At 70.3% G+C, this 26,160-nt stretch carries 27 protein-coding genes and 1 pseudogene; 23 read left to right on the top strand and 5 right to left on the bottom strand.

Translation table 11 applies throughout. The annotated features are described in order from the left end of the window. The first annotated feature begins 185 nt into the window (after window positions 1-185). The 5 genes from ACZ56U_RS24610 to ACZ56U_RS24590 all read left to right on the top strand — a co-directional run bounded on the left by ACZ56U_RS24610 (window position 186) and on the right by ACZ56U_RS24590 (window position 4,591). Window positions 186-1,238 (top strand): sugar kinase, encoded by a 1,053-nt coding sequence (locus ACZ56U_RS24610; protein WP_469086416.1) that lies wholly within the window; start codon window positions 186-188, stop codon window positions 1,236-1,238. Beyond that, on the top strand, window positions 1,235-1,999 hold the full coding sequence (locus ACZ56U_RS24605) for an IclR family transcriptional regulator (RefSeq protein WP_469086158.1): 765 nt from the start codon (window positions 1,235-1,237) through the stop codon (window positions 1,997-1,999). The genes ACZ56U_RS24610 and ACZ56U_RS24605 overlap by 4 nt, the downstream gene beginning before the upstream one ends. Then, window positions 1,996-2,406 (top strand): RidA family protein, encoded by a 411-nt coding sequence (locus ACZ56U_RS24600; protein ID WP_469086157.1) that lies wholly within the window; start codon window positions 1,996-1,998, stop codon window positions 2,404-2,406. The genes ACZ56U_RS24605 and ACZ56U_RS24600 overlap by 4 nt, the downstream gene beginning before the upstream one ends. 122 nt (window positions 2,407-2,528) lie before the next feature. Next, complete coding sequence (locus ACZ56U_RS24595) at window positions 2,529-4,007, top strand: GntP family permease (protein WP_469086156.1); 1,479 nt, start codon at window positions 2,529-2,531, stop codon at window positions 4,005-4,007. Window positions 4,008-4,069: 62 nt separating this feature from the next. Then, window positions 4,070-4,591, top strand: coding sequence for a hypothetical protein (locus ACZ56U_RS24590; RefSeq protein WP_469086155.1), 522 nt, complete (start codon window positions 4,070-4,072; stop codon window positions 4,589-4,591). A gap of 63 nt (window positions 4,592-4,654) precedes the next feature. Here the strand turns inward: ACZ56U_RS24590 and ACZ56U_RS24585 are convergent, their stop codons facing one another. Continuing rightward, window positions 4,655-6,001, bottom strand: a complete 1,347-nt coding sequence (locus ACZ56U_RS24585) for a M14 family metallopeptidase (RefSeq protein ID WP_469086154.1) — start codon at window positions 5,999-6,001, stop codon at window positions 4,655-4,657. A gap of 313 nt (window positions 6,002-6,314) precedes the next feature. Here ACZ56U_RS24585 and ACZ56U_RS24580 point away from each other — a divergent pair, with 313 nt between their 5' ends. Beyond that, window positions 6,315-7,649: an Nramp family divalent metal transporter gene (locus ACZ56U_RS24580; RefSeq protein ID WP_469086153.1), complete on the top strand. Its 1,335-nt coding sequence runs from the start codon at window positions 6,315-6,317 to the stop codon at window positions 7,647-7,649. Here the strand turns inward: ACZ56U_RS24580 and ACZ56U_RS24575 are convergent. Then, entirely contained in the window at window positions 7,625-8,893 is a 1,269-nt protein-coding gene (locus ACZ56U_RS24575) for a hypothetical protein (RefSeq protein WP_469086152.1), read from the bottom strand. The genes ACZ56U_RS24580 and ACZ56U_RS24575 overlap by 25 nt on opposite strands. 60 nt (window positions 8,894-8,953) lie before the next feature. After that, complete coding sequence (locus ACZ56U_RS24570; protein ID WP_469086151.1) at window positions 8,954-9,463, bottom strand: SigE family RNA polymerase sigma factor; 510 nt, start codon at window positions 9,461-9,463, stop codon at window positions 8,954-8,956. A 241-nt stretch (window positions 9,464-9,704) separates the two neighbouring features. Between ACZ56U_RS24570 and ACZ56U_RS24565 the strand changes: the two genes are divergently transcribed. After that, window positions 9,705-10,073, top strand: a complete 369-nt coding sequence (locus tag ACZ56U_RS24565; RefSeq protein WP_469086150.1) for a hypothetical protein — start codon at window positions 9,705-9,707, stop codon at window positions 10,071-10,073. Between the two features lie 118 nt (window positions 10,074-10,191). Here ACZ56U_RS24565 and ACZ56U_RS24560 read toward each other — a convergent pair whose 3' ends face one another. Further along, on the bottom strand, window positions 10,192-11,880 hold the full coding sequence (locus ACZ56U_RS24560; RefSeq protein ID WP_469086149.1) for a chitinase: 1,689 nt from the start codon (window positions 11,878-11,880) through the stop codon (window positions 10,192-10,194). A 279-nt stretch (window positions 11,881-12,159) separates the two neighbouring features. Here ACZ56U_RS24560 and ACZ56U_RS24555 point away from each other — a divergent pair, with 279 nt between their 5' ends. The 16 genes from ACZ56U_RS24555 to ACZ56U_RS24480 all read left to right on the top strand — a co-directional run bounded on the left by ACZ56U_RS24555 (window position 12,160) and on the right by ACZ56U_RS24480 (window position 25,975). Next, a complete protein-coding gene (locus tag ACZ56U_RS24555) occupies window positions 12,160-13,011 on the top strand; it encodes a hypothetical protein (RefSeq protein WP_469086148.1) in 852 nt (283 codons plus the stop codon). Between the two features lie 40 nt (window positions 13,012-13,051). Further along, window positions 13,052-13,759, top strand: coding sequence for a Flp pilus assembly protein CpaB (gene cpaB, locus ACZ56U_RS24550; protein ID WP_469086147.1), 708 nt, complete (start codon window positions 13,052-13,054; stop codon window positions 13,757-13,759). Window positions 13,760-13,766: 7 nt separating this feature from the next. After that, window positions 13,767-15,020: an AAA family ATPase gene (locus tag ACZ56U_RS24545; RefSeq protein ID WP_469086146.1), complete on the top strand. Its 1,254-nt coding sequence runs from the start codon at window positions 13,767-13,769 to the stop codon at window positions 15,018-15,020. Between the two features lie 44 nt (window positions 15,021-15,064). Next, complete coding sequence (locus ACZ56U_RS24540) at window positions 15,065-15,388, top strand: pilus assembly protein (protein WP_391234993.1); 324 nt, start codon at window positions 15,065-15,067, stop codon at window positions 15,386-15,388. A 1-nt stretch (window position 15,389) separates the two neighbouring features. Then, complete coding sequence (locus ACZ56U_RS24535) at window positions 15,390-15,767, top strand: TadE/TadG family type IV pilus assembly protein (protein WP_469086145.1); 378 nt, start codon at window positions 15,390-15,392, stop codon at window positions 15,765-15,767. 13 nt (window positions 15,768-15,780) lie between these two features. After that, window positions 15,781-17,118, top strand: a complete 1,338-nt coding sequence (locus ACZ56U_RS24530; RefSeq protein ID WP_469086144.1) for a CpaF family protein — start codon at window positions 15,781-15,783, stop codon at window positions 17,116-17,118. A 44-nt stretch (window positions 17,119-17,162) separates the two neighbouring features. Beyond that, window positions 17,163-18,107 carry a type II secretion system F family protein gene (locus ACZ56U_RS24525; protein WP_469086415.1) on the top strand — a complete coding sequence of 315 codons (945 nt, stop codon included), beginning with the start codon at window positions 17,163-17,165 and terminating at the stop codon, window positions 18,105-18,107. 13 nt (window positions 18,108-18,120) lie between these two features. After that, entirely contained in the window at window positions 18,121-19,008 is an 888-nt protein-coding gene (locus tag ACZ56U_RS24520) for a DUF5936 domain-containing protein (protein WP_469086143.1), read from the top strand. 22 nt (window positions 19,009-19,030) lie between these two features. Further along, window positions 19,031-20,386 (top strand): sensor histidine kinase, encoded by a 1,356-nt coding sequence (locus ACZ56U_RS24515; protein ID WP_469086414.1) that lies wholly within the window; start codon window positions 19,031-19,033, stop codon window positions 20,384-20,386. Between the two features lie 45 nt (window positions 20,387-20,431). Continuing rightward, window positions 20,432-21,268, top strand: a complete 837-nt coding sequence (locus tag ACZ56U_RS24510; protein WP_469086142.1) for a response regulator — start codon at window positions 20,432-20,434, stop codon at window positions 21,266-21,268. A 105-nt stretch (window positions 21,269-21,373) separates the two neighbouring features. After that, window positions 21,374-21,568: a Flp family type IVb pilin gene (locus ACZ56U_RS24505; RefSeq protein ID WP_469086141.1), complete on the top strand. Its 195-nt coding sequence runs from the start codon at window positions 21,374-21,376 to the stop codon at window positions 21,566-21,568. Further along, the gene (locus ACZ56U_RS24500) at window positions 21,568-22,191 is read left to right on the top strand and encodes a pilus assembly protein TadG-related protein (protein WP_469086140.1); all 624 of its coding nucleotides are present in this window, start codon (window positions 21,568-21,570) and stop codon (window positions 22,189-22,191) included. Before ACZ56U_RS24505 ends, ACZ56U_RS24500 begins: the two co-directional genes overlap by 1 nt. A gap of 34 nt (window positions 22,192-22,225) precedes the next feature. Then, window positions 22,226-22,810: a hypothetical protein gene (locus tag ACZ56U_RS24495; RefSeq protein ID WP_469086139.1), complete on the top strand. Its 585-nt coding sequence runs from the start codon at window positions 22,226-22,228 to the stop codon at window positions 22,808-22,810. 8 nt (window positions 22,811-22,818) lie between these two features. After that, window positions 22,819-23,466, top strand: a complete 648-nt coding sequence (locus ACZ56U_RS24490) for an OmpA family protein (protein ID WP_469086138.1) — start codon at window positions 22,819-22,821, stop codon at window positions 23,464-23,466. Window positions 23,467-23,502: 36 nt separating this feature from the next. Beyond that, the gene (locus ACZ56U_RS24485) at window positions 23,503-25,578 is read left to right on the top strand and encodes a CdiA C-terminal domain-containing protein (protein ID WP_469086137.1); all 2,076 of its coding nucleotides are present in this window, start codon (window positions 23,503-23,505) and stop codon (window positions 25,576-25,578) included. Window positions 25,579-25,600: 22 nt separating this feature from the next. Continuing rightward, entirely contained in the window at window positions 25,601-25,975 is a 375-nt protein-coding gene (locus ACZ56U_RS24480) for a hypothetical protein (RefSeq protein WP_469086136.1), read from the top strand. Window positions 25,976-26,072: 97 nt separating this feature from the next. On the opposite strand, the pseudogene ACZ56U_RS24475 reads toward ACZ56U_RS24480, so the two are convergent. Further along, window positions 26,073-26,160 (bottom strand): annotated as a pseudogene (locus ACZ56U_RS24475) (carboxymuconolactone decarboxylase family protein); the annotation flags it as partial.

Here is a 26,160-nt window from a genome sequence, read left to right as displayed (position 1 = left end):
GGAGCCTCCCTGATCTGGTGCGTTGCATCCATTGCAACGTCCATTGCGTATGTCGCTCACCGCTGTCTAACATCTCGGCCAACGCGGGGTCAATGGACCTCCTGCCCCCTGACCGACACCGAGGAGCTACGACCATCGTGACCAACGCCCCCGACGTCGTGGACGTCGTCGCGCTCGGCGAGTCCATGGTCACGTTCCTGCCCACCCGCCCGGGCCGCCTCGCCGACGTGCCGTCGTTCGAGCGGGGGATCGGGGGCGCGGAGTCGAACGTCGCCTGCGCACTGGCCGCCGCGGGGCACTCCGTGCGGTGGGTCAGCCGGGTCGGCGCGGACGGCTTCGGCGACCACCTGGTCGAGGCGATCGGGTCCTACGGCGTCGACGTCTCGTCCGTCGGCCGGGACCCCGCTCGCCCCACAGGGGTCTACTTCCGCACGGCGGGGGAGCGGGGGACGGGCGCGCACGAGGTCGCCTACTACCGGGCGGGATCGGCGGCGTCGGCGATGTCCGTGGCGAACGTGGACCTCGGCGCGGCGCGTGCCGGGCGGGTGCTGCATCTGACGGGGATCACCGCGGCGCTGTCCGCGGGGTGCCGGGGGCTGCTGCGGGAGCTCCTGGCAGCTGGGCCGGACCGCCCCCTCATCTCCTTCGACGTCAACCACCGTCCCGAACTCTGGAGGGACACCGACGGCGCCGACGTGGTGCTGGAGTTCGCGCGGCGGGCGGACGTGGTGTTCGTGGGGGAGGACGAGGCGTGGGGGGTGCGGGGCGGACCTGAGGCGATCCGGGAGTCGCTGCCGGAGCCAGGCGTGCTGGTGGTGAAGCAAGGGGCCAAGGGGGCCACGGCATTCGTGTCGGATGCGGGCCGGCGGGGGCCGGTCGCGCGGTTCCCCGCGTCCCTTGGGCCGGGCACCGACCCGGAGTCACAAGGCGAGGCTTCCTCGCCCACCTTCGTCCCCGCCCTCGACGTCGACGTCGTGGCCACCACCGGCGCCGGTGACGCCTTCGCCGCCGGGTTCCTGTCCGCCGTGCTGCGAGGCCGCTCCCTCAAGACCTGCCTGCGCACCGCCCACCTGCACGCCGCGGCCACCCTCACCACCCCCGGCGACCTCGCGACACCGCCGACCCGCGACACCACCGACCGCCTGGCCGTCGTCGACGACGACACGTGGGAGACACTGCGACTCGGCCCCGGCTGGACGCAAGCCGACAGGGCCCCGGAGGAGGTACGCACCCCATGAGCCAGACCGTCGACCGCGCGCTGAGCATCCTGCCGCTGCTCGCGGAGGGCCCCGCAGACCTCGGACAGGTCGCCGACCGCCTCGGTGTGCACAAGTCCACCGCGCTGCGCCTGCTGCGCACCCTCCACGAACACGGCATGGTCTACCGCCAGAGCGACCAGCGCTACCGCCTCGGCGCCCGGCTGATCGCGCTGGCCCAGGAGGCGATGGAGAACCTCGACATCCGCGAGATCGCCCACCCCCATCTCGTACGCCTCAACGAGCAGATCGGGCACACCGTCCACCTCGCCGTGCACGAGGAGGACGAGGTGCTGTACATCGACAAGGTCGAGAGCCGCTATCCGGTGCGGATGTACTCCCGGATCGGCAAGCCGGTCGCGCTCACCGTCGCGGCCGTGGCCAAGCTGCTCCTCGCCGATCTGCACGCCTCCGAGCGCCGCGCCCTCGCGGAGAAACTCGAGTACCCCCTGTACACGTCCCGTTCGACACCCAACGCATCCGCCTTCCTGCGGGAGTTGGAGCAGGTGCGCGAACAGGGTTGGGCCGCCGACCTCGGTGGCCACGAGGAGTCCATCAACTGCGTCGCCGCACCGATCCGGGGCGCCGACGGCAGGGTCGTGGCCGCGATGTCGGTCTCGGCGCCGAACGTCGTCGTCACCGCCGAGGAACTCCTCGGCCTCCTGCCGCTGGTCCGCCGCACGGCGGACGCCATCAGCGGCGAGTACTCCGGCAGAACCCCCGTCAAGGAAGCCACCTCATGACCGAGAAGACCGCGCTCACCCCCAGCACCCACACCACCCCGCCCGCGAAGTTCTCGCACGGCGTGCGCAAGGGCAACATCCTCCAGGTCGCCGGCCAGGTCGGGTTCCTCCCCGCCGAGGACGGCAATCCCCCGACACCGGCCGGCCCCACCCTGCGCGAGCAGACCCTCCAGACCCTCGCCAACGTCAAGGCGATCCTCGAGGAGGGCGGCGCGAGCTGGGACGACGTGATGATGATCCGCGTCTACCTCACCGACGTCGACCACTTCGCCGAGATGAACGGCATCTACAACACCTACTTCGAGGAGCAGGGCCTCACCGCGCCCCCGGCCGCCCGTACGACGGTCTACGTCGGCCTGCCCGCCGGACTCCTCATCGAGATCGACGCGCTCGCCGTCCTGAGCTGACGCGTGGGCGGCCGACCGCCCCACTCCCGCACGCCGAACCCACGGCATGGCCCCCTGCCGGGCGGCCATGCCGCGATCCCCCCTGCCCGAAAGCAGTATGCGTTCACGTAGAGGACCCCCGAATGTCCCTTCCGCTCGCCGCCGCACCCCCCGTCCAGGCCCCACCGCACACCGGAGGCCTGCTGCTCCTCGTCGACGGCACCGCCGGTCTGCTCACCGTCGCCGCCCTCGGTATCGCCCTGCTCCTCCTCCTGATCATCAAGGTCAGACTCCAGCCCTTCGTCGCCCTGCTCGCGGTCTCCATAACCGTCGGACTGCTCGCGGGGCTGTCGGTCACCGAACTCTTCGGCACCGTCCAGCGCTCGGACGCGGTGTCGACCATCGAGTCCGGCATGGGCGGCATCCTCGGCCATGTCGCGATCATCATCGGCCTGGGCACGATGCTCGGCGCGATCCTCGAAGTCAGCGGCGGGGCGGAGGTGTTGGCGAGCCGGCTGCTCGGGTTGTTCGGGGAGCGGCGCGCTCCCCTCGCCATGGGCCTCACCGGCCTGATCTTCGGCATCCCGGTCTTCTTCGACGTCGGCATCTTCGTGCTCGCCCCGATCGTGTACGCGGCGGCGAAGCGCAGCGGCAGGTCGATCCTGCTGTACTGCCTCCCGCTGCTCGCCGGTCTGTCGATGACCCACGCCTTCCTGCCCCCGCACCCGGGCCCGGTGGCGGCGGCCGGACTGCTCCACGTGGACCTCGGCTGGGTCATCCTGATGGGCGTGGTCTGCGGCATCCCGGCGGTGCTGGCCGCCTGGGCGTACTCGGCGTGGATCGGCCGGCGCATCTTCGTGGCCGTACCGCAGGACATGGTCGAGGCGGCGGCGGAGGCGCGGCAGGCGGTGCTCGACGAGCAGCGCGCGTCCGGGACCGAGCCGCAGGAGCGGCCGGTGCCCCTCGGCACGGTCCTCGGCATCATCGGTACACCCCTGGTGCTGATCCTCGCCGCGACCTTCTCCTCCATCGCCCTGGACCCCTCCACGGGCCGCTCGGTGATCGAGTTCTTCGGCAGCCCGTTCGTGGCCCTGACGATCGCCCTGCTGCTGGCCTACTACCTGCTGGGCATCCGCCGGGGCTGGTCCCGCAAGTCCCTGGAGACGGTGTCGACGGCGTCGCTGAAGCCGGTCGGCAACATCCTCCTCGTGGTGGGCGCCGGCGGGGTCTTCGGCGCGGTCCTCAAGGCGAGCGGTGTGGCCCAGGCCCTGTCGGACACCTTCAACGACGTCGGGCTCCCGGTGATCGTGCTGTCCTACCTGATCTCCGTGGTCCTGCGGGTGGCGCAGGGCTCGGCGACGGTGGCCATCGTGACGACGGCCGGCATCGTGGCTCCGCTGCTCTCCGAGGGCGACCACTCCCAGGCCTTCGTCGCCCTGGTCATCATGGCCGTCTCGGCCGGTTCGATCTTCGCCTCGCACGTCAACGACGGCGGCTTCTGGATGGTGGCCAAGTACTTCGGCATCAGCGAACGCGACACCCTGAAGACCTGGACGGTCCTGGAGACGGTCCTGTCGGTGACCGGGTTCGTGGTGGCGGCGGGCCTGAGTCTGTTCGTGTAGCGACGCGACACCTTGTGCCCCCGGCGCCCCACGGCACAGCTTCGTCCGCCATACTTCCCGCTGTGGAGCAGCGCATAGGTTCGAGCAGCAAGCCCCTGAAGGGCGCCGGGTTCGACCCGGCCTTCATTCCCGGGCTCACCTCACCCGTGTCCGGCGAGCCGCAGGACGGCAAGCCCGAGGACACCGAGGAGCCCCTGGCGCAGGAGGAGGCCGCCCCCGAGGCGGAGGAGTCGACCCCCGTCGAGCCGGAGACGGACACCGAGGCGGAGGCGGACGTCGTCGACGGCCCCGCCTTCGAGGCGTCCGACCGCCGCGCGAGGATCGTCGCCGACGCGAAGGGCGTACGCCTGAGCCTCGACGAGGAGAAGTGCGAGTTCCGCTGGGACGAGATCGCGGCGGTGGAGACCGAGTTGCCGCGCTTCGGCAAGCGGTTCACCATCACCGTGCACACCCCGGACCGCCGCTGGTACCCGATCGAGATCGAGGCCTCCTCGCGGGCGCGTTTCCAGGAGTGGGACGAGCAGCTGGACGCCGTCCTCGACGCCTACTTCGAGGACGGCGCCGCCGAGACCGAGGACGACTAGGGGCGCGGGGAACTGCGCGACCGGCCACCGCCGGCCCGCAGCTCCCCGACGACCTGTCCAGCCCTAACTGCAGTACTGCGCCTCCTTGCCGATGGACCGGTACATACAGTCGGCGTTCTCCAGCAGTTGCAGCACCGCGTCCCGGTTGCGTGAGGTCTCCCGCGTGATCACCTCGTCGGGCGGGTAGAAGCCGCCCCCGGAGCTGGACGACGGGTACATCTCGAAGGTGTACGCGAAGATCTTCTGGTTGCCCCACAGCCAGTCGTCGATCGACCCGTCGGTGATGTACAGGTCGCTGGACTGCTCGGGCGTGTAGCCGTTGCTCGCGGCCATCTTCTGGCCGACCGTGGCGAAGGCGTTGCGGTCGTCGGTCGTCATTCCGGTGGCGGTGTTCGCCGTCGTGTACCCGTAGGGCCACAGCACGAGTTCGCTGTACGTGTGGAAGTCGACGCCGGCCTTGATCTGCTGCACGCCGCCGACCACGCGGCTGCGGACGAAGTTCGCCACGACCTTGACCTCGGGCGCCGACTCGGCCGACGGACCGCGGTACGTCTCCGAGGACGTGGAGCCCGAGGAGCCGCCGCAGCAGCCCCAGCGGTAGGCCCAGTTGCGGTTGAGGTCCGTACCGACGTACGAGGAACCGGAGTTGGGCTGCCGGTTCTTGCGCCACGAGCGGTAGGAGCCGGTGGCCACGTCGTACTCGCCGCCGTCCGGGTTGAGGTCCGGGACGATCCAGATCTCGCGGTTGTCGACCAGGTTCTTCACCCGGGGGTCGGTGCCGTAGTCCGAGGTCAGCTCGTTGAGCAGGTACAGCGCCATCTCGACGGTGAGGTGCTCACGGGCGTGCTGGTGGTGGGTGAACAGCACCTCCGGCTCGGACTCGTCGGTGCCCACGTTGTCGCTGATCTTGATGGCGACGATGTTGCGACCCTGGTACGAGGTGCCGATCACCCGCTGGCTCGCGATGGAGGAGTGGGCGGAGACCACCGAGTTGATCTCGCTCGTCATCTCCGCGTAGTTGTGGTATCGCGAGTCGGCCGAGGGGAAGTCGTTGATCGTGACCCCGCCATCCGCGCCGGACCGGTCGGGGACCGCGCCGAGCGGGGTCACCTCGTAGCCCTGCGCGCGCAGCTTGCGGATCTGGTCGGCGCGGCCGGAGACCACGACCCCGTGGTCGTCCACCTCGTCCACGGTCACGCCGGCCTGCTGAAGGGCTGTGCGCTCCTTGACGGTCGCGTGCGTGTGGATCTCGTACTGGCGGATGTCGTCCGCCGTGGAGGACGGCGTGGCGGTGCTGTCGGCGCTGGCGTCCAGGGTGAGGGGCGCCGCGAGCGCGAGGGCGAGCACAGCGGCGAGGGCGGCGGTCCGTCTGCCGCCACGGGCGCCTGAACCTCGGATGCGAAGTCGCATGAAGTCGCCTACTTTCTCCAGGGATTCCGGGATCTGCCGGAAGTGGGGAGTGGAGCGGGGGGTGGTTCAGCGACGTACAGGTGACACACAGGTGCGGGTGTGGCGCTCATCGTCCGCTCGTGGCATGAGCAGGTCAAGACCGCACAAGGACTCGACAGGCCCCGATGGCCGGAACCCCGCGCGGACGAAACGACCCGCACCCGAACGTCGGCTCCGGCCGGTCCGCGAGCGCCGGGTGCCGCATACGCGTATCGCGTGAAGATCCCCGCAGGCCCTCTTGCCGAGCGGACGGCTTTGGGCTTTCTTGACCCTCATGGCGGACATCTCGGGACACTCCAGCGACACCGCGGCACAGGCCGAGCCCCACTCCACCCCACGCAAGTCCAGTTGGAAGTACATCGGCCCCGGCATCGTCGTCGCGGCCACCGGCGTCGGCGCCGGCGACCTGGTCGCCACGCTCATCGCGGGCAGCAACTTCGGCTACACACTCCTGTGGGCCGCCGTCATCGGCTGTCTGGTGAAGATCTCCCTCGCCGAGGCCGCCGGCCGCTGGCATCTGTCCACCGGCCGCACCCTCTTCGACGGCTGGTCGAGCCTGGGCCGCTGGACCACCTGGTTCTTCGTCGTCTACGTCGTGATCTGGGGCTTCGTCTACGGCGCGGCCGCGATGTCGTCCAGCGCGCTGCCGCTCCAGGCGCTGTTCCCGGACGTGATGGACCTCAAGTGGTGGGCCGTGCTGTGCGGGCTCTCCGGTCTGGTCTTCGTCTGGTTCAACAAGTACGAGGTCTTCGAGAAGGTCATGACGGTCCTGGTGGGCGTCATGTTCGTGGTGACGGTCTACCTCGCGATCCGGGTCACCCCGAACCTCGGGGACGCCTTCGCCGGCCTGCTGCCGGTCCTGCCCGACGAGAAGGACTCGATCCTCAACACCCTCGGTCTCATCGGCGGCGTCGGCGGCACCATCACGCTCGCCGCGTACGGCTACTGGGTCAACGCCAAGGGCTGGACCCACACCGGCTGGATGAAGGTCATGCGGCTCGACAACCGCGTCGCCTACGCCACCACCGGCATCTTCGTCATCTCGATGCTGTTCGTGGGCGCCGAGATGCTGCACTCGGCGAACATCGCCATCGCCAGTGGCGACAAGGGGCTCATCCAGCTCGGCGACATCCTGGAGGACAGGTACGGCTCCGCGACCGCCAAGTTCTTCCTCATCGGCTTCTTCGCCACCTCCTACACCTCCCTGATCGGCGTCTGGCACGGCGTGAGCCTGATGTTCGCCGACTTCGTCGCCCGCTTCCGCGCCGGGGGCACGCAAGCGGGGACGGGGACGGGCGAGGAGGTCGCCTCCGGTGCGCGCGAACGCTCCTGGCCCTTCCGCGCGTACCTGCTGTGGCTGACCTTCCCGCCCATCGTCCTGCTCTTCCAGGGCCAGCCCTTCCGCCTGATCATCCTCTACGGCGTGCTGGGCGCGGCCTTCCTGCCCTTCCTCGCGGGGACCCTGCTCCGGCTCCTCAACTCCTCGCGCACCCCGGCCGAATGGCGCAACGGCCCGGTCAGCAACGCGATGCTGGCGATCGCCGGGCTGCTGTTCCTGGTGCTGTGCGTGAAGCAGATCTGGGATCAGCCCTGGTCGGAGTTCTTCTGACCGGTCTGCGACTCCTCCCGGCTCGGCCCCCACTTCGAGCTGAGCGCGATCTTCTTGAGCTGCTCCATCGTCAGGGCGGGCTTGTCACGGCTCGGCGCGTCGTGCGGCCCGCTCGCGTTGAGGGCGCTGACGACGACCCGCAGACCGTTGATCCGCACCGTGTCGACGGTCCACCGGACCGCGCCCGGGACGTCCTTGTCGCCGGCGTCCTCGCGGGTGACGAGCATCGTGCCGTCGGGAAGGGACTCGGCGCCCTCGAAGATGCTCTCGCCGGTGAGGTCGCCCATGTTCGGCTGGACGTTGATCTCGACAAGGCTCTTGCCCTTGCCGTCGTCGACGACGACATAGCCCCACCCGGACTCGTCACCGCCCCGCGAGACCGGGGTGAGACCGTCGGGCAGGAGGTCGACGAGCGTCTTGCGGATGTCGGTGGTGGGGGCGGCGGTCTCCTCCGGGCCGGCCAGCGACGACCTGTCCTCCTTGGGGATGGCGTCGACGGCCGTCAGCCACGCCGGCGCGGTCACCAGCTTCTTCAACTCGGCGGCGTCCAGCGGCGGGTCCTCGCGGGTGACCGGCGAGCCCTTCTCGGCCTCGGCGTTCCACTCGTACACCGCGACATGCTGGCCCTTCGGCGTGATCAGGTCGGCGGTCCAGTGCTTGGTGGGCTCCCGCTTGTCGGGATACTCGTACCCCCGGAGGATCCTCAGCACGGAGCCGTTGTCCAGCCGACTCGTCCGGCAACTGTCGTACGGCGTGAATGTCTTGTCCGGGCACTCGGTCAACTGCCGGGCGTTCTCGGTGCCCGGCTCGATCCGATCCATGTTCACGGAGACGACGGAACCCCCGTCCCCGTCGTCCCACACGAGCCACGCGTACGGCGCGTCCTCGGTACCGCGACCGGTCTCCTGGCTGAACTTGCCGTACCCGAGCTGCTCCTTGAGCGTGCGGATCAGCTCCTGGCCGGACACGGGCGGCACCGTCGCCGTGGCGCTCGGCTTCGAGGCCACCGAGGACGGGTCCGGGTCCGAACCGCCGGGCAGGAGCAGCGCCCCGCCCACCCCGACGAGCGCGAGGGAGGCGGCGCCCCCCATGATCGCGGCCCGACGCCGCAGCCGCAGCCGTCGGCCACGGGAGAGGCCCGCGGTGGTGAGCGCGTGCGGGTCGGCCTCGAACTGGTTGCCGACATCGCGCAGTTCGGCGGCGACGCGGTCCTCAAAAGGATCGCTGTGCTGATGTACGGGCATGGCAAACCACCGTTTCCCCGGGGTGTGAAGGATGAGCGGGCATAGGGACGGGCGGGCCCGTCAGAAGCGTGCGTACTCGCCGAGGTCCTCGCCGAGCAGTTCCCGCAGCCGGCCCAGGGCACGGGTGCAGCGGGTGCGGACCGCCGCGGAGCTGGCGTGCATCGCGTCGGCGGTCTCCTCGATCGAGCGGTCCTCCCAGTAGCGCAGCACGACCACCGCCCGGTCCTTGGCGGGCAGTCGGGCCAGCGCCTCCAGGAGCGTCAGCCGCAGCGGGACGTCACCGTGGTCGGTCCAGGCCTGGTCCGGGAACTCGTCGGTGGCGCGTTCCTTGCTGCTGCGCCGGCGCTGGTGGGCGAGGAAGGCGCGGGTGAGGACGGTCTGCGCGTACCCGGCGGGGTTGCCGACCCGGGTCACGCGGTGCCAGCTGATGTAGAGCCGGCCCAGGGTCTCCTGCACCAGGTCCTCGGCGAGATGCGTGTCCCCGGCGGTGAGCAGGCACGCGGAGCGGTAGAGATGCCCCGCCCTGGCCGCCGCGAACTCCGCGTACTGGTCCGCAAGGACCTGTCTCATGTCGTTCCCCCTGCTGTGGGCGCGCTCACGTTCGCGCTCTCACTTCACTGATGCGGTGGGACCCCGGAAATGTTTCACGGGAATTCCGGGAATCTCGGGGGCGTCCGCACAGGCAGGGGCCACCGGGAGGCGCGCACAGCCTCTGACCAGGGACCGACGGCCCGACGGCGGCGTGCCACCGGTCCGGCGGGTAAGTTGCCGTAACGCACCCACCCAGGCTCGTCGCACCGGGGGACTCACGATGACACAGCCGCCGTATCCGCCCCAGGGCTTCGGCCCGCCCCCGCCCATGCCCCACCATCCGGCACCGGCTCCTGGGCCGGCCCCCTCGGGACCGGAGTTCCTCGCCGTGGCCCGGCGCAGCTCGGTGGCCGTCGACGCCTCCGGGGTCACCCTGGAGGTCAACGGCGTGGAGGCCGAGTTCGACTGGGAGGAGATCCGCAGCGTCCACTACCGGGCGAGCCCCAACGGCAAGGCCCTGATGGTGGCCGTCGTCCACCTCGACGGCAACTTCTACGAGAGCGTGGTCGAGGCGAAGCCGCGGGAACGTCTGGGGGAGTGGTTCGCGGGTCTCGCGGCGGTGCTGGGCTACTACCGGCCGATGGGCTGACGGCCCGCGCGACCGGGGCGCGGTTCTCGGCCGGGGGCGGTCGACGGGCACGCCGTCGTCGCGCGCGGGAGGACCGCGCCCCGGCCGGGGTGGCCACCGTGCGGGGGCCGAGGGTCGGTTACGGCAGTGCGTGTACGTGCGGTCCGACCGCGTTGGACCACGCGTTCCCGGCCGTCGCGTCCCAGTTGGTGGACCACGTCATGGCGCCCCGCAGGTCCGGGTAGGTCCGGGACGGCTTGAAGGAGCCGCAGTTGGTGCCCTTGGTCAGGCAGTCGAGCGCGTTGTTCACCACGGTCGGCGAGACGTAACCGCTGCCCGCGCCGCTGGTCGAGGCGGGCAGGCCGAGGCCCACCTGGGACGCGGACAGGCCGCCCTCCAGCTGGATGCAGGCCAGCGCGGTGAGGAAGTCCACCGAGCCCTGCGCGTGGACCTTGCCGTCGCAGCCGAGCATCGAACCGCTGTTGTAGTACTGCATGTTGACGACGGTGAGGATGTCCTTGATGTTCAGGGCCGTCTGGAAGTAGGCACCGGACGTCGACTGCATGTCGATCGTCTGCGGGGCCATCGTGATGATCAGCGACGAGCCCGCCTTCGCGGACAGGGACCGCAACGCCTGTGTCATGTACGTCGCGTTGAGGCCGTTCTCCAGGTCGATGTCCACGCCGTCGAAGCCGTAGGTCTGCATCAGCGCGTACACCGAGTTCGCGAAGTTCGCCGCCGAGGCGGAGTCGTTCACGGAGACCGTCCCCCGCTCACCGCCGACCGAGATGATCACCTTCTTCCCGGCCGCCTTCTTCGCCGCGACGTCCGCCTTGAACTGGTCCACCGTGTACCCGCCGAGCCCCGCCGAGTCCAGGGAGAAGGTCACCGCGCCCGGAGTCGTCGTGGCGTCCGCGAAGGCCACCGCGATGATGTCGTACGGGGACGGCACGTCGGAGATCTTCTGGACCTTGGCCCCGTTGTTGAAGTTCTGCCAGTACCCGGTGACGGCGTGCCTGGGCAGCGCCGGGCCGGTCGGAGTCGCCGTCGTCGTCCCCGTCACCGCCGCCGACCTCCCCGACTCGCCCGCCGAGTTGGTCGCCGTGACCTGGAAGGAGTACGACGTGGACGCCGCGAGCCCGGTCACCGTCGCCGAGGTGCCGCTCACCGCCGTCACCTTCGCACCGTCGCGGTAGACGGTGTACCCCGTGGCGCCGGAGACCGCGTTCCAGGCCAGGGAGACCGAGGACGACGTCCGGCCCGAGACCGCGAGGCCGCCCGGGGTGCCCGGGACCGTCGGGGCCGGGTCGGTGCCCCCGCCGCCGTCCGGGCCGTACACGGAGAGGTCGTCCGCGTAGTACGCCGCCTGCCCGTACCAGCCGTGGGTGTAGACCGTCACCGAACTCGTCGAGGCGCCGGTGGTGAAGGTCGTCGACAGCTGCTTCCAGCTCGACGAGTCCGGCGTCCACGTCGACACGTCCGTCGTGCCGGTGCCGGTGACGCCGAGATAGGAGTACCCGCCCTGCACCCACGCGCTGAGCGTGTACGTCGAGTGGGGCTTCACCGCCACCGTCTGGGTGCACTTCGCGTTGTCCTGCCCGGCCGGCGTCGCCTTCAGCGCGGCCGCGCCGCCGTGCACCGGCGAGGAGGCGGTAGCGCCGCTGCCCGCCGTACAGGTCCAGTTGGTCAGGCCGGACTCGAAGCCGGCGTTCTTGACGTTGTTGACATCCGCGGCGGAGGCCGGGGCCGTGCCGGAGACTCCGAGGGCGAGGGCTGCGATCACCGCTGCCGACCAGAAACGGAACGAGCGTCGTCTGAGTGTGGCCATGACCAGCAGAGTGGTCCAGACCAATCACCTCGTCAATAGGTCCAGACCATCTTTGCGGGCTCACTGGGGGGATGGCGGCCCTGCGGTCGGCGACGGCATATGCAATCCGCCCTGGTTTGGGGAGCCTTGCGCAAAAACAGTTGCCATCAGCTGAAGAAACGCTGTTCTCCGGTCACATGGCCGTGGCTAGAGTGCTGACGTAGTCACGCAGTGAAGTCGACTGGGTGTGCCGGAGTAACGCCGGTCGGGCCGGCGGGGCATGGGAACGGGGAGCTGCGCGTGCCAACTGCCATTGCCGTGACCGGTGCCGACATGGCGCTGCCGCCACAGGACGAGCGGACCGTCCCCGCGGTCGTCCTGGCCGACCTCGACAAGGAGCCGCTGGAACACTCGCTGGCGGCCCTCCAGTCGCTGGTCGACCAGCACGGCCATGTCATCGTCGTCTGCTCCCAGGCGGTGCCGAAAGCGGTCGAACGGCGCCTGCACACGGTACGGTCCCTGCTGGAGAGTGACCGTATCGCCCTGTTCCGCCCCGATCTGCCGCCCCTCGGACTCGCCGTCCTGGCCCGGCAGTTGCGGCAACTGGCCTCCTGCGACCTCAGCCCCGGCGTGCTCGCCTCGGCGGGCCGGCTGCTCACCCACTACATCCACGCCGGCGCCGTCCTCGGCACCGTCACCAAGCTGGACCGCGTTCCCGTGGGCCTCAAGGCGCATGCCAAGTCATGGGTTCCGGGAAGTCAGTTCGGTGTGATCGCCCATCCCGAACCCCAGTTGGTCAGAATCGGCCCCGAAGCGGCCCTGTCGGGTCCCGAGTTCGCCACCGCCCTGCTGGTCGCCAAGGGCCAGCTCCAGTCCGACTGGGTCACCTCCACCCTCGCCCCGTCCTGGAACGTCCAGGGCCTGCGCGAGGCCCCGCTGCCCGCCGAGTCGGCGGTGTGGTGGGGCACCCCCAGACTGATCGAGTTCTGTTCGTTCCTGCCCGACCTCTCGGTCCTCTACCAACTGGTCACCTCGGTCCGCCAGGGCGCCTGCCACTGGTGCGGCATCGAGGTGATCGGCGACCGCTGTGTGTTCTGTTCCGCCCTGTCCCCGCTCACCGAGAACCAGCAGAACCAACTCACCGCCGGGTGAGCCCCGTCGACCGATATCCCCCAATGAGGTTGTCCGGTTCATGAACTCCCGTCAGCGCCGCGGCGTCATACTCCTGATCCTGTCGGCGGTCTGTGCCCTCGCGGCCTTCGCCGGCGTCCTGTCCGTCATCAGCGACGTGAAGTCCAAGGTCGGCCCCGAGGTCACCGCCTACCGGCTCAAGGACGACATCGAGCCCTACACGGCGCTGAGCGCGGGCCAGTTCGAGAAGACGCGGATGCCCGAGCGCTGGCTGTCGGACACCGCCGTCACCGACCTCCGCCAGATCGGCGGCAAGATCGCGGTGACCACCCTCAAGAAGGGCTCCCTGCTCCAGAGCGACATGATCGTCGCCCAACCGGCCCTGCGACCCGGCCAGCAGGAGGTCGCCATCATGATCGACGCGGCGACCGGCGTGGCCGGCAAGATCACCCCGGGCTCCACGGTCAACGTCTACGCCACGTTCGAGGGCGCGCGGGAGGGCGCCGTCGCCCAGTCCAAGATCATCGTCACGAACGCCAAGGTCCTGGACGTCGGCGACCTCACCCCGCTCCAGCCCGACGCCGACGACCGCACCCGCAAGGCCACCGAGGCCGTCCCCATCACCTTCGCGCTCTCCGCCATCGACGCCCAGCGCATCACGTACGCCGAATCCTTCGCCAAGCGCGTCCGGCTCGCACTGGTCGCACCCGGCGAGACCGGAACCGTGCCCGAGCAGGACCGCACGTACGAACTCGCGAAGGACAAGTGAGAGCCGTATGCCCACGAGGATCCTGCCGGCCGTAGGCGACGCGGACGCGATCCGCTCCATCACCACCCTGCTCAGCCAGCTCCCGGACGCCGAACCGGTCGCCCCGGTCGCCGACTCCACCCAGCTCGTCGACACCCTCGCACGGCTCGCCGCCGAGTCCGTCGACGAACTGCCCGAGGTCGTCGTCGTCCACGAACGCATCGGCCCGGTCCCCGCGCTGGAGCTGATCCGCGAGGTCGCCCTGCGCTTCCCCGCGGTCGGCGTCATCCTCGTCACCTCCGACGCCGGTCCCGGCCTCTTCCAGGCCGCCATGGACTACGGCGCCCGGGGGCTCGTGGCGCTGCCCCTGAGCTACGAGGAACTCGCCAGCAGGGTCCAGGCCGTCGCCCAGTGGTCGGTGGGCGTACGGCGGCATCTGGGCGCGAACGTCGACGTGTTCACCGGGGCCGGGGGGACCGTGGTGACGGTGAGCGGGGCGAAGGGGGGCGTGGGGACCACCCTGACCGCGATCCAACTCGCCCTGGCCGCACAGGCGTCCGGACGCAGCACGGCCCTGGTCGACCTCGACCTCCAGACCGGCGACGTCGCCTCCTTCCTGGACGTCCAGTTCCGCCGCTCGGTGGTCGACCTGGCCGCCATCACCGACCTCTCCCCGCGCGTCCTCGCCGACGCCGTCTTCCGCCACGACACCGGCCTCGCCCTGCTGCTCGCCCCCGGCGAGGGCGAACGCGGCGAGGAGGTCACCGACCGCGCCGCCCGCCAGATCGTCAGCGCCCTGCGCTCCCGCTACGAGATCGTCGTCATCGACTGCGGCGCCCAGATCGGCGGCGCGGGCGCGGCCGCGGTCGAGATGGCCGACACGGCCCTGCTGGTCACCACCCCCGACGTGATCGCGGTACGCGGCGCCAAACGCGCGGTACGGATGTGGGACCGGCTGCAGATCCGCAAGGCCGAGGAGACCACCGTGGTCGTCAACCGGCACACCCGCGGCACCGAGATCCAGCCCCCGCTCATCCAGAAGATCACCGGCACGGCGGTCGCCGGGGTGGCGATCCCCGCCAACTTCAAGGAGCTGCAAGGGGTGGTGGACGCCGGCCGCGTCCACGAACTCGACAGCAAGAGCGCGGTCAAGCAGGCCCTGTGGGCGCTGGCGGGGGAGCTGGGACTGGTCGGCACGACCGACAGGACCCGCAAGGCCGGCCGGTCGCGCAACGAGCGCGCGGCGGTGGGCTTCCGGCGGCGCAAGGAGCTGGGTCCGTGAGGCGGCGCGGGGACTCCGGCCAGGTCACCGTCGAGTTCCTCGGCATGACCCCGCTGATCATCCTGACCCTGGTCCTGGTGTGGCAGTTCGTGCTGGTCGGCTACACGTTCACGCTGGCGGGGAACGCGGCGGACGAGGCGGTGCGGGCGGGGACGGCGGCGAGCCCGGGCGAGCGGCAGGGGGCCTGCCAGCAAGCGGGGCTGGACAAGCTGCCGGACGCCTGGGACGGCACGGTGACCTGCGGCACGGGCGGCGGCTATGTCACCGCCGATGTCGAACTCACGGTCCCCGTCCTCTTCCCGGGCGCGATCGGCTTCCCGTTCACGGTCGAGGGCCACGCGGGGGCCGTCGAGGAGGAGACGGACTGAGATGTCGTACGACGGGAAAGTCCGCGGGGTGCGCCGGGTGCGCGGGGCCCGTGACCTGGGGCAGGTGGCCATCGAGTACCTCGGGTTCATCCCGATCCTGATCCTGGTCGCGATGGCGGGCGTCCAGGTCGGGCTCATCGCCTACACCGCCCAGCAGGCCGGTACGGCGGCCAGGGCCGGGGCGCGGGCCGCCTCGCTGGAGCGCGGCGCGCAGGAGGGCTGCACGACCGCGATCAGCGACTGGCTCAGCGTGGGGTGCTCCGCCGCCGAGGGCGACGACTCGGTGACCGTCACCGCCACCGTGCAGATCCCGAACGTGGTCCCCTTCTGGAACTTCGGCGACGCCACCAGGACCGCGACCATGCCGCTCGACCACTGAACGAGGTACGACCATGAGTCTGCGCGCACGCATCACCACCCCCGAGGAGCACGGCAGCCGGGGCGAGGACGGCCACCTGGTCGCCTCCTACCGCGCCAAGCTGCTGGAGGAGATCGACCTCGCGGAGATGAGCTCGCTGGCGGCGGCCGAGCGCAGGGCCCGCCTGGAACGCGTGCTCGGGCACATCATCAGCCGTGAGGGCCCCGTGCTGTCGACGGTCGAGCGCTCACAGCTGATCCGCCGGGTCGTGGACGAGGCACTGGGCCTGGGCATCCTGGAACCGCTGCTGGAGGACGCCTCGATCACCGAGATCATGGTGAACGGCCCGGACGCGATCTTCGTCGAGCGGGGCGGCCGGGTGGAACAGCTCCCGCTCCGCTTCCCCTCCCACGACCAGCTGATGCAGACGATCGAGCGGATCGTCTCGACGGTCAACCGCCGGGTCGACGAGTCGAATCCGATGGTCGACGCCCGCCTCCCGTCCGGCGAACGCGTGAACGTGATCATCCCGCCGCTGTCCCTGACCGGCGCGACGCTCACCATCCGCCGCTTCCCGCGCTCCTTCACCCTCCAGGAGATGATCGGCTTCGGCTCCCTCGACGAGCCCATGCTGTACCTCCTCGCGGGCCTGGTGCAGGCGAAGTTCAACATCATCGTGTCGGGCGCGACGGGCACCGGGAAGACGACCCTCCTCAACGCCCTCTCCGGCCTGATCCCCGAGGTCGAACGCATCATCACCATCGAGGACTCGGCGGAACTCCAGCTCCAGCAGGCCCATGTGATCCGCCTGGAGTCCCGCCCGCCGAACGTCGAGGGCAAGGGCCAGGTCACCATCCGCGACCTGGTCCGCAACTCGCTGCGGATGCGCCCGGACCGGATCGTGGTCGGCGAGGTCCGCGGCGGTGAGTCCCTGGACATGCTCCAGGCCATGTCGACGGGCCACGACGGCTCCCTGGCCACCGTCCACGCCAACAGCACCGAGGACGCGCTGATGCGGCTGAAGACCCTCGCCTCGATGTCCGAGGTCGGGGTCCCCTTCGAGGCGCTGCACGACCAGATCAACAGCGCCCTGGACGTGATCATCCAGCTGACCCGCTTCCCCGACGGCGCCCGACGCATCACCGAGATCGCCGTCCTGGACAGCCACGGTGGCGAGCCGTACCGCCTGGCCACGGTGGCCCGCTTCCACGCCCAGCCGATGACGTCGGACGGCCGCGTCCACGGCGCCTTCGAGTACTTCCCGCTCCCACGCCGCACGGCCGACCGCCTCTACATGGCGAACCAGCCGATCCCCCAGGCGTTCGGCGTGGCCCGGTCCATGGCCGAGCTGACGACCCGAGAGGCCAGGTAGGTACGCCCGATGGATCTCGAATGGACCTGGACATGGATCTGACGATGGACCTGCCCGCCCTGACCACGCTCACGACCGGCGTCGCCCTGCTGACCTGTGTCCTGGCGGTGGCGGGCCTGCACGCGTACGCCATGGGCAAGGCGCAGCGCCAGGCCCTCATCGACCGCCTCGCGGCGACGGGCCAGACGGAGACCGGCGGCCGCCGACGCCGCTTCCCGACCCTGGACCGGCGGCTGCGCCGCACCCGGCTCGGCCGGAAGCTGGAACTCCGCCTGGCCGCCACGGGCCTGGACATCACACCGGGCGAGTTCTTCGTCTACATGATGGCCACGGCCACCGGCCTCTTCCTCATCAGCCAGGCCGCCCTGGCCCCCTTCTTCGGCCCGCTGGCCGGCCTGCTCGGCATCTGGGTCGCGCTGCAGTTCCTCAACTGGCAGCGCCAGAAACGCATCGAGCGGTTCATCAACCAACTCCCCGAGCTGGCCCGCATCCTGGCCAACGCCACCCAGGCCGGACTGGCCCTGCGCACGGCGATCGGCATGGCGGCGGAGGAACTGGAGGCCCCCGCGGGCGAGGAACTCGGCAAGGTGGCCAACCAGCTCTCCCTGGGCGCCTCCCTGGACGACGCCCTGGGCGAGATGGCCGAGCGCCTGCCCTCGCGCGAACTGGTCGTCCTGGTCACGACGCTGGTGCTGTCCAACCGCGCGGGCGGCCAAGTCGTCGGCGCCCTGCGCAACCTGACCGAGACCCTGGAGGAACGCAAGGAGACCCGGCGTGAGGTCCGCACCCAACTGGCACAGGTCAACATGACCTCGTACGCCGTCCCGGTCCTCGGAATCGGCTCGCTGCTCCTGATGAACAGCGTCAAGGACGGTGCCCTGGACCGCATGACCGGCTCACCGGCCGGCCAGGCCGCGGTCATCATCGCCTTCGTGCTCTACGCGGTCGGGTTCGTCCTCATCCGCCGCCTGTCCCGGATCGACGTCTGAGGGGGCCACGACCATGGCATACCTGCTGGCCCTGCTGATGGGCCTCGGAGTCTGGGGCGTCTTCGCCGGCATCCGCATGTACCGCGCCGACGCCAGACTCCCCGCCGACCTGGCGCTCGCCCTGGAGGTCGGAGCCACCCGGACCGGCGCGGTCGACTCCGTCATCGACCGCCTCGGCATGCGCTACGCCCCGACGGTGCTCCGCCTGATGGGGCCCAAGCGGGTGGCGAAGTACCGCCGCAAGATCGACCTGGCGGGCAATCCGGGCGGCCTCACGATCGACCGGTACGCGGCCCGGCGGGCGGTGTACGGCTTCCTGGGCGGGTTCGGCGGCCTGGTCTTCCTCATGCGCGGCATCCCGCTCATGGCCCTGCTCCTGTTCGCGTTCGGCGTCTTCTGGACGGAGGTCGGCATCTGGTCGGCGATCAGGATCCGCAAGGACGAGATCGAGCGGACCCTGCCGGACTTCCTGGACGTCCTGGCCGTGGTGGTGAGCGCCGGCCTCGGCTTCCGCCAGGCGCTGGACCGGGTGGCGCAGAAGTACGAGGGCCCCTGGGCCGACGAACTCCGCATCACCCTGCGCCAGATGGACCTCGGCATGAGCCGCCGCCAGGCCTTCGCGGAACTGCGCCGACGCAACGACTCCGAGCAGGTCGCCATGTTCGTCACCGCCCTCCAGCAGGGCGAGGAGCTGGGCGCGCCGATCGTGGACACGCTCATCGCCCTCGCCAAGGACATGCGCCGAACGGACGCCCAGAACGCCCGCCGCAAGGCCGCCCGCGCGGTCCCCAAGGCCACGATGATGATCACCACGTTCATGGTCCCGGCCACGATGCTGCTCCTCGCCGCCGGCCTGATCCTCGGCTCCGGCACGGACTTCGGCTCGATCACGGGCAAGTAGGGAGGGGGAGGACACCATGGCGATGACGAAGCCCGGACCGACGACGGCGGCCGTCGAGGGCGGGGGTGGTGTTTTAGCTGCCGGTGGGATCGAGACCCCGGCCGAAGACCGCGCAGCGCCCTCCCTCACCCCCACCGGAAGCACCGCCCCCACCCCCGCCATCCCCATCCAGATCAACGCTCTCCAGGCCCTGTGCCGTCAGGTCTTCGGCTTCCGCCTGGCCATGATCGCCCTGGCCGCCCCCTCCGCCCTCCTCAACGCCGCCCCGGGCCTGGGCGCCCGCCTGGTCGCCGCGGCCGTACTGGTCACCTTCATGACCTCCTACGTCCTGTTCAGGGACTGGGAACGCTTCGGCCCCCTCCTGCTGCGCCACCCCGTCCTGCTGGCCGCGGACACCCTCTTCGGCGCCCTCCTCCTGGTCTCCGCCGGACCGGACACCACCCTCGCCTACGTCAGCGTCTGCACCCCCCTCCTCGCCGGGCTGGTCTACGGCTGGCGAGGAGCCGGCTGCTTCGCCTCGCTCCAGGGCCTCGTCCTCGTCACGGTCTACGCGAGCTCGAAGGACCTCCACCCCACGGTCGCCGAGGCCCTGTTGCTGCCCGGCCTCTGTGTCGTCACCGGCGCCATGGGTGTGACCCTGCGCAACCTCGTGCTCCGCTTCGGCGCCGCCACCCAGGCCCTGACCTCCGTGCAGGCCCGCCTCGCCGTCACGGAGGCGGTCGGCGCCGAACGTGCCCGCCTGGCACGCGAGATGCACGACTCGGTGGCGAAGACCCTGCACGGTGTGGCCCTCGCGGCGGACGGTCTGGCCGAAGCGGTCGACCGCATGGACCCCGCGCTGGTGAAACAACAGGCGGACCTGGTCGCCCGCTCGGCCCGCCGCGCCGCCGCCGAGTCCCGGGAACTCCTGGCCGACCTCCGCCGCGAGACGGACCCCGCCAACGGCACCGACGTCCTGACCGAACTCGCGGCCAGGACCGACGACTTCAGCCGCCGTACCGGCCTGAAGGCCACCTACCACCGCACAGGCCAGCACGCGGTCCCCGGACTACCGCCCGCCGTGGCCCGCCAACTCCTCACCATCACCTCGGAGGCCATGGAGAACGCCCAGCGCCACGCGGCACCGAGCCACGTGGACGTCAGCGCCGGAGTCCACGGTGACCTCCTCCGCATCAGCGTCTACGACGACGGCTGCGGCCTCGCCCCGGGCACCAGCCTCGAACAGCTGCGCCACACAGGTCACTTCGGCCTGGTGGGCATGGTCGAGCGAGCCGCCACGGTCGGCGCCCGCATCCGCATCGGCCGCGGCACCCACGCCCGCGGCACGGAGGTCCGCCTGGAGCTGCCGTTGGCCGCGCTCGCGGGCGGGACCGCCTGAGAACGCCGTACGCCCCCCACGGAATCACGAGAGGAGGAAGCCCCGATGCCGGACCCCACGCCGACACCCCCCAATCCGTTCGAGGACTTCCCACCCCCCGCCCCACCGGCAGGCCCGCTCCGCGTCGTCGTGGCGGACGACAACCCGGTGGTCCGCGCGGGCCTGGCGGCCCTCCTCTCCGGTCGCGAGGACATCACGGTCGTGGCGTCTGCCGCCGACGGCAGAGAGGCCTACGAGGCGGCCCTGCGGCACCACCCCGACGTGGTCCTCCTGGACGTCCGCATGCCGGGCGTGGACGGCATCTCGGCCCTCCCGCACCTGGTGCCGATCGCCCCGGTGGTGATGCTCACCTACAGCAGCGAGTCGGAGATCGTTCACGAGGCCCTGCGCCGGGGCGCCGCCGGTTACCTCGTCCACGGCGAGTTCACCGCGGACCAGCTGATCGCCGCGGTACGGGACATCAGGACCGGCAGCGCCCATTTCACGACGTCGGCGGCGAACGCGGTGGTGGCCCGCCTGCGAGGTTCGGACGGCCCGCGCCTGCCCGAGGGGCTGGGCCATGCAAGTGCAACTGCATACGAATCATCGGCGGTTCACCCCAAGTACCCACTGAATTCTGCGGAAGGACTTTCGCGAATGCAACCAGATGTGGGACAGTCTCCGAAGTCGCGCTACCAACTCAGCACGAGGGAGGCGGAGATCATGGACCTCATCGCGTCAGGCATGAACAACCAGCAGATCGCCGCCACCTGCTTCATCAGCGAGAAGACGGTCAAGAACCACATCAACCGCATCTTCGCCAAGCTCCACAGCACCAATCGCGCGGAGGCCGCCGCCAAGTGGCTCGGCACGGCACCCGATTCGCCCCGGGAGCCGTCATGACTCCCCTCTGGGCCCGGAATTGGGCCCTGGGACCCTGTGACGCGCGAGCAGTTCCGTCGTACCTTCCTCGTGTCGCTAGTCAGGCCGACACCCAAGGGGAACACGATGAGCAACTGGATCAACACCACGGTCACGTACCTCAAGTCGCGCGCCGAGCGGAACGACAGGGGGCAGACGGCTGTGGAGTACCTGGGCATCATCGCGGTGGTCGTGGCGATCATTCTCGTCCTCCTCGGCACGAACGTCGGGCAGCAGATCGCCGACGCGATCACCACGAAGATCGGAGAGATCACGGGGTGATGCGCAAGCGCGCATGCGCAGACGCAGGGCAGGCTTTCCCCATCTACATCACGGTGGTGGGGGGCCTGCTCTTTCTCGCGTTCGCGTACCTCGCGGTCGGCCAGGCCGCGGCAAACCGGAACGGAGCCCAGACAGCCGCCGACGCGGCGGCCCTCGCGGCGGCCCAGGAACGACGGGATCAACTCGCCGCCCAATGGGTGACGGACGTACTCGACCCCACCAAGTGGCAGGACATCTTCGACGGCATCGCGCCCCCGCCCGACAACCCGTGCGGGCGCGCGGACCAGCTGGCGGCACAGAACGATGCCGAGGTGCTGGGATGCGGCACCCCGAACGGGCCGCTGTCGTACACCGTCGAGGTCCGGACGAACAAGACCGTGGGGGAGTCCGTCATCCCCGGCACGGAGAACCAGCAGTCCAAGGCGTCCGCCACCGCCGACATCGAGCTGCTCTGTGAGTTCGAGCCCCCCGCGGACGGCGCACCGGACGGCGCACCGGACGACGCACCGGACGTGGTCCTGCCGCGCCTCGACTGCGAGGACCGGGACTGGGACCTGGACCCGGACGACCTCACCGATCTGCCCGAGCCCGAGGATCTCTTCGAAGTCCATCTGGCCGACTGACAAGCGAACGACGACTGGCGAAGGAAGCAGACGCATGGACATTCGGTTCACGGCGAAGGCCCGCAGGGGGATGGTCGCGTTGACCGTTGCGGCCGGTCTGGCCCTCGGCGTGGCCGGTTGCGGTAGCGGGGGAGACGACGACAAGAAGCCGGAGACGACGGCGTCCCCTTCCAAGAATGACGACGGATCCGCTCCGAGCCCTCAGGAGGGGCAGTCGGACGAGATCCAGGCTGAGTTGAAGGGGTCGAACGGTCTGATCCTTCAGGTCACGGCTGCGGAACGCGACTCCGGCGGATTCGTCACAGTGAATGGCATGTTGAAGAACGACGGAGCCAAGTCAGTCACGGTGCCGGCGTCTTTGCAGGGTGACGAAACAGAAGTCATGGCGCATGGCCGGTCACTCGGTGGCGCCACTCTCGTCGACTCCAAGGAGAAGAAGCGCTATTACGTGCTGCGCGACACTGACGGGCGCCCGCTGACAACAACCGGCTTCTCGATCATCAAGTCCGGTGACGAGCTCGCCGTCTTCATGCAGTTCCCGGCCCCGCCGTCGAGCACCACGGATGTCGCTCTGCAACTCCCGACCTTCTCCAGCGCCACGATCAAGATCTCCGGGTGAGGCCGGCCATGACCCGCACCCACACCCGAGCGGCGGCTCCACGCCTCGCCCTGGCGGTCACCGCCGCCACGGTCATGGTCGCCACGAACGTCTACGGCGCCGCCACGGCCCACGCCAAGGACGACCCCAGCGTCCCGCCGGGCACCGAGGCCTCGGCCTCCGCACCTGTGAAGGTCGACCCGAACGACCCCGACCTGAAGCTCCCCGAGGGCGCCACGCTCGCCGAGCCGAAGGTCCTCGACATCAAGCAGGTCGTCGAGGACGAGGCCGGTGAGGAGCGTCGCGAGGACACCAACGCCGACGTGAAGTTCGCGCTCCAGGCGGAGGTCCTCTTCAGCAAGGACAGCGCGAAACTGAGCGGCGAGTCAAAGGCCCGGATCGCCGCGATCGCGGACGAGATCAAGAAACAGAACGCGACGAGGATCCGCGTCTTCGGCTTCACCGACAACCTCGGCACCTCGGCCCACGGTGACGTCCTGTCGAAGCAGCGGGCCAACGCCGTACAGGACGTTCTGGACGGCGAGTTGAACGACGCGAACGTCACGTACGAGGTACGCGGATACGGCGAGCAGTACCCGATCGCCGACAACTCCACGGAATCCGGCCGCAAGAAGAACCGCCGGGTAGAGGTCTCCTTCCCGCGCACGGAGGGCTGACCGGGGCGGGCGGAACAGGGGGGAGCGGGGACGTACGTGACGGTGCTCATGGTGGCCGCCGCGCTCTACGGCGTCGTACAGCTGCTGCTGCTCTCGTGGCCCACGCGCTCGGTCGGCCTGTCGGCGGTGCTGTCGGCGCTGTTCGTCGGCGTGTACGCGTGTGGAACGGCGGCGGCGCTGCTGGAGCTCGCGTACACGAGGACGGTCGCCGCGTACACGGGCGAGTCGCTGGTCCGGGTGGTCGACACCGCTGCCTGGGCCGTGGCCCCGTGGGTGGAGGAGCTGGTGAAGGTGTCCCCGCTGCTGTTGGCCGGGCTGGCCCTCAGGGTGCGCCGGCAGTGGGGACTGACCGACTTCACCGTGCTGGGGGCCGCGCTCGGCGCCGGTTTCGGGCTGCTGGAGGCGCTCTTGCGCTACGCCCTGGACGCGGACCGGGCCTTGGCCGCGCACGGTGGCTGGATCATCCCCGACAGCCTCTCGGCACCGTACGTCCCGGGCCTTTCCCAGGCGCTCACGTCCTGGTCGCCCGCGCCCGTCGCCCCGCTGGACCTGGGCAGGGGCGGTGAGGTGCAGGTCGCGACGTTCACGCACCTGGTGTGGACGACGGTGGCGGGACTGGGCGCCGGGCTGCTGTGGCGGGCGCGCGGCGGGTGGCGGGCGCTGGCCCTGCTTCCACTCGGGGCGGCCGTGTCCCTTCACACGCTGAACAACTACGCGGCCACGCACGCCCGTACCGACGCGGACCAGTGGCTGAAGGACCTGGAGCCCGTCCTGTGGGCAGTGCCGCTGACCGCCCTGTTCCTGGCCATGACGGCGGACCTGGTCGCCCTGCACCGCGCCCGACGCGCCACGCCCGAGGTCCTCCTGGCCGCGGAACGCGCCGACGGCGACACCGCCGCCGCCCTGATCCGCTACGCGTCCTTACGCCTCCCCTGGACCCCGCTCATAGCCGCCCGCTTCATCCGCCTGCGCCGGTCCCTCCACTACGCGTCCGCCGCCCCGGGCCCCTTACGCGATGTCGTCACCGACCTGGCGAGCCGCATCTCCGCCACGGACGACGTCCGGGCATGGCACACGCCCGACCTCCGCGCCCGCATCAGATCGGCATACGGCCGCCCGACCCGCGGCAGACGTCTGCTGACGCTCCTGATACCCGCCGTCCTCGTCCTGCCGTCCGTGCTCTTCCTCGGCGTCGGCTCCTTCAAGGCGACGGCCGGACTGCAGGAGTACTTCAAGACGGGCACCGGCGCGCAGATCCTGCGGGCCTGCGCGGTGGGCGCCCTGTTCTGGATCGCCTGGCAGCTCTCCCAACTCCTGCGCGCCTGGCGGCACATGGGGTCGGTGGTGTCCGGTGAGCGCATCGCGGCCCATCGTTTCGGCACCGCGACGGCCCTCGGCGCCGCCACCACCGGCACCCTCCTGCTCTGGCGCAGCCTGACCGGGGCGGGCACGGAAGGCCGGACGATCCCACCCGCACACCTCCTGGAAGCCCTCGACCACTTCCTGATCCACCTCGGTTTCGCCCTGCTCCTGCTGTCGCTGCTGGCCCTCTTCCCACCGAGCGCGGGCCTGGCCCTCGCCGGGATCACCGCCACGGGGGAGGGCGCCCTGGGCGCCGCACTGGCGGCACGACTGGGGGCGGCGGGGGTGGCGCTCATGGTCGCGGGGGCGGCCGGGGGTGGGACCGAGGACGGGGGCGCAGGATCGGCGAAGGGTGACGGCGGGAACTCCCACCGGGGTTCCCTGGACGAGTCGGAAAAGGTTTTCCAGCCCAAGGAGCGGCGTATCGCCGAGACCCTGCGGGACGAAGGCCGTGACGTGAAGGCGCTGAAGGAGTCGCCCGTGGAGGGACAACGGACCCCGGACGCCGTGGTGGACGGTGTCCCGACCGAGTTCAAGACCCTGGATCCCGGAGCCGCCGCGAACTCCGTCAAGAACACCCTGAACACGGCCAAGAAGCAGGCCCGTGACGCCGTCGTCGACGCGCGGGGAAGCGGACTCGGGGAGGCCGGGGCGCGCGAGGGGCTCGAGAAGTTCCTGCGCAACAATCCGCCGGGACGCATGAACTCGATCCGCATAATCGGCGACGGCTACCATGTCGTGTGGCCCTGAACATGCCGCCTGGGGGTATTTCATGAGCGAGCATCACTACATCTTCATTCGCCCCGGATTTCCACGCGAGCGGCTCGTTCAGGACATTTCCGCGGCGTGCGGCGTCGAACTGAGGCCGGTCGAGGGCGAATTCGTCGACTATGCGGGGAATCTCGGGCAGTCGGCCGTCGAGGTCGAGTTCAGCCACGAGTACGAGGACGACCACGGCATGCCGTTCGAGCAGTATGACTCTCTGCTGGTCGTCAGGGATTTCGCCGCAGACGGGGAGCGCCAGGAGGCGACGGCCCGGGGGATCTTCGAAAGACTCTCCCGCTTCGACCGCTACGGCCTGCTGCTCGTCCGGGACTTGCAGGAACTGCTCGCCGAGTCCGGTCCCTCTGCCCCGCCCGGGCACTGACTCGGGAAAGTGCGCCACTGTCCGAGAGGGGAACGCGAAGCGCCGGGAAGGAATTCCGAACTCCCCGGCGCTGTGCACGCGTTCGAGCGGCGTTCGGTCAGCCGAACATGCCGGGCTGGTAGTCGCCGGCGGGCTGCTGGATCATGACGTTGATGCGGTTGTAGAGGTTGATGAGGGCGATGCAG

Source organism: Streptomyces sp. NPDC034103, from assembly GCF_055575395.1.
The sequence above is the reverse complement of the archived record's forward strand: the minus strand, read 5'-3'. Positions and strand labels throughout refer to the sequence as shown.